The sequence below is a fragment of the Schnuerera sp. genome (assembly GCF_035459645.1).
GTDB lineage: Bacteria > Bacillota > Clostridia > Tissierellales > Tepidimicrobiaceae > Schnuerera.
This window is the reverse complement of sequence record NZ_DATHXO010000224.1, coordinates 1-2763: the sequence shown is the minus strand read 5'-3', so window position 1 is coordinate 2763 and position 2763 is coordinate 1. Positions and strand designations below refer to the sequence as shown.

Genomic DNA, 2763 nt, shown 5'->3' with positions numbered 1-2763 from the left:
GTAGTAAGAGAAGGTGGAGATTTAGAAAGAGTATTTAAAATGATTACAATAAATCCTGCTAAAATAATGGGAGTGGATGATAGAATAGGTTCTCTAGAAAAAGGCAAAGATGCTGATATTGTATTATTCCAGGGTTTGCCTGCTTATGAAACCAATGCTAAAGTAATGCATACTATAATTAATGGTGATATAGTTTATTCAAAAGAAGAAGCACCTAATTAGGTGCTTTTTCTTTTTCTCCGATTACTTCATAAAAATGTTCATTGTTGTATCGTATCATTCCATATCTTTGACCTTGCATTTCAGCTAAGTACTTTAGTTCTTTACCAGATATTTCTATTGGCTCCTTATCGATTATATTACGTTTTTTATCTTTTAGTAAGCATCGATAGATTTTTTCATCCTCTAATTCTTGAACTTCTACATCTAAGATTTTCAATTTTTTAGAAAAAAACATGTTTTAACCCCCTTTGTTCCCTACTATTTTATTACAATAGAAACAAAACTATCCCCTTATTTATATATTACCATAGGATTTTAGAAAATAAACGTTAGAACTACAAAAAAAGTCAGATTATTCAATTAATTCTCTTTGGAGAATTGCTTAATCATTTTAACATCTGTTGTGGTATTATAATGGTAGAGTATTTAAAATGAAAGGTGATTTAATGTTTAATATAGATGAAGAATTGAAGAAGTTACCAGATCAACCTGGAGTATATATAATGAAAGATACTAATGGTGAAATAATTTATGTTGGAAAAGCTATTTCATTAAAGAAAAGAGTACGCCAATATTTTCAATCTTCTCGAAATAATCCACCTAAGGTTAATGCAATGGTGAAGCATATCTATGAATTTGAATATATAATTGTAGACAATGAAGTGGAAGCTTTAATATTAGAAGCCAATCTTATTAAGAAACATAAACCTAAATACAATATATTATTGAGAGATGATAAACAGTACCCTTATATTAAAGTAACAACTAATGAAAAATATCCAAGAGTAATAAAAACCAGGAGAGTATTAAAAGATGGTGCCAAATATTTTGGACCTTATCCAAGTGCTTATGCTGTAAATGACACTATAGACATAATCAGAAACCTTTACCCTATTAGGACTTGTAACAAAAATTTTGAAAAGCAAAGTAGAAAAACTAGACCTTGTCTTAATTACTATATAGGAAGGTGTTTAGGCCCTTGCCAAGGGAATGTGGATGAAGAAAAATACATGGAAATGATAGATGAAATAATTATGTTTTTAAGTGGTAAAGAAGATAAATTAATTGAAATAATTGAAGAAAAGATGAAAAAGGCCTCTAAAAATTTAGATTTTGAAAATGCTGCTAAATATAGAGACCAGATAAATTCTTTGAATATTATACTAGAAAAACAGAAGATGGTAAGTTCTAATATAATAGATCAAGATGTAATAGGTATGGCAAAAGGAATAGATGAAGTGTGCATTCAGATATTCTTTATAAGATCAGGTAAAATAATAGGGAGAGAACATTTTATATTATTGGATACGTTCAATGAGGATAGGAAAGAAATTCTCAGCTCTTTTATAAAACAATTTTATTTAGGAACTGCCTACGTACCTAAAGAGATATTTATTGAAGAGGAGATTAATGATATTGAAGTTATGTCAAAATGGCTCACAGAAAAAAGAGGCAATAAAGTAACTTTAAGGATTCCTAAAAGAGGAGAAAAATCTCAACTTATGGAAATGGTACGAAAAAATGCAATGGATATGCTAAATCAACATGGAGAAAAAATTTTAAGAAGACAAAAAGAAGAGGAAAATGGATTAGAACAATTGAAACTGGCACTGGGATTATCAGAGCTTCCCAATAGAATAGAAGCTTATGATATTTCTAATATTTCTGGGGTTTTATCTGTAGGTTCAATGGTTGTATTTGAACAAGCAAGGCCTAAAAAAAGTGATTATAGAAGATTTAAAATACAAACAGTAACATCTCCTGATGACTATAAGAGTATGGAGGAGATTATAAGAAGAAGATTTATAAGAGGATTAAAAGAAAGAGAGATTATTAAAGAAAACAAAATTAACTTGAAGGGTTTTTCAACTTTTCCAGATTTAATAATGATGGATGGAGGAAAGGGACAAGTAAATGTGGCTTTAAGGATATTGAAGGAGTTGAATTTGGATATACCTGTTTGTGGGTTAGTTAAAGATGATTTCCATAATACAAGGGGTATTATATATAATAATCAAGAAATAAAATTAGATCAAAACAGTGCAGGGTTTAGGTTGATTTTCAAGATACAAGAAGAGGCCCATAGATTTGCTATATCATACCATAGAAGTTTAAGGAGTAAGAAGATGTTCAAATCAGAGGAGAAACTAGAACAGCGGCGCGATCAGGTGGTCGGGGAACTGCAAGACGCGGAGGACGCCTTGCAAGGCTATGCCCCCGAGGTGCGCGAGGTGGCCGGTGCCATCGTCACCATCGACCGCAACGGCGAGGCCGTCATTCATCGCGGCCTGCTGCGCGAAGCCGAGGCCAAGGCGCTGCGCACGCTGGAAAAGCTGCGGCGCGATTTCGGCACCGTGGACGGCGAAGCCGACAACGACGAAGGCGAGGACGCCTACGACGCGCCCAAGGCCGCGAGCCTGTCCGACCGGCTGGCGCAGCGGTTGAGCGCCCATCGCACGGCGGCGCTGCAAATCGAAGTCGCCCGGCATCCACACGTCGCGCTGGCCGCGCTGGTGCATGGCACGGTGCAGACCGTCCTGC

The 2763-nt window shown here is 35.0% G+C and carries 3 protein-coding genes; 2 read left to right on the top strand and 1 reads right to left on the bottom strand.

The genetic code is table 11. The annotated features are described in order from the left end of the window. On the top strand, nt 1-222 hold a 222-nt coding region (locus tag VK998_RS05335), incomplete at its 5' end, for an amidohydrolase family protein (RefSeq protein WP_325226320.1). Here the strand turns inward: VK998_RS05335 and VK998_RS05330 are convergent. After that, the gene (locus VK998_RS05330) at nt 215-457 is read right to left on the bottom strand and encodes a hypothetical protein (RefSeq protein ID WP_325226318.1); all 243 of its coding nucleotides are present in this window, start codon (nt 455-457) and stop codon (nt 215-217) included. The two genes, VK998_RS05335 and VK998_RS05330, sit on opposite strands and share 8 nt — an antisense overlap. 196 nt (nt 458-653) lie before the next feature. Between VK998_RS05330 and uvrC the strand changes: the two genes are divergently transcribed. Next, nucleotides 654-2763: excinuclease ABC subunit UvrC (uvrC, locus tag VK998_RS05325; RefSeq protein ID WP_475513928.1), on the top strand; the 2110-nt coding region annotated here is incomplete at its 3' end.